This window comes from Photobacterium sp. R1, from assembly GCF_054600795.1.
In genome coordinates this window covers 1-328 of record NZ_BAAHZP010000296.1, presented here as the reverse complement: position 1 = coordinate 328, position 328 = coordinate 1, and the positions used below count along the sequence as shown (strand labels likewise).

Sequence of the window (328 nt, the reverse complement as noted above, 5' to 3'; positions counted from 1 at the left end):
CTGGGGTGAAGTCGTAACAAGGTAGCCCTAGGGGAACCTGGGGCTGGATCACCTCCTTACCTAAAGACTGCGTTGTTGATGCAGTGTCCACACAGATTGCCTGGTTAAAATGTAAAGAGCGCAAGAGAAGGGTCTGTAGCTCAGGTGGTTAGAGCGCACCCCTGATAAGGGTGAGGTCGGTGGTTCAAGTCCACTCAGACCCACCACTGTTTTCCCAAACACAGTGGTTGAACACTCTTGCAAAACTCGATGGGGCTATAGCTCAGCTGGGAGAGCGCCTGCCTTGCACGCAGGAGGTCAGCAGTTCGATCCTGCTTAGCTCCACCAC

2 tRNA genes and 1 rRNA gene are annotated in these 328 nt (G+C 54.0%); all 3 read left to right on the top strand.

The window, feature by feature from the left end:
• Positions 1–59 (top strand): 16S ribosomal RNA (locus ACYP03_RS25130); the annotation flags it as partial.
• Between the two features lie 70 nt (positions 60–129).
• Positions 130–206, top strand: a tRNA-Ile gene (locus ACYP03_RS25125).
• 45 nt (positions 207–251) lie between these two features.
• Positions 252–327, top strand: a tRNA-Ala gene (locus ACYP03_RS25120).
• Position 328: the final 1 nt, after the last annotated feature.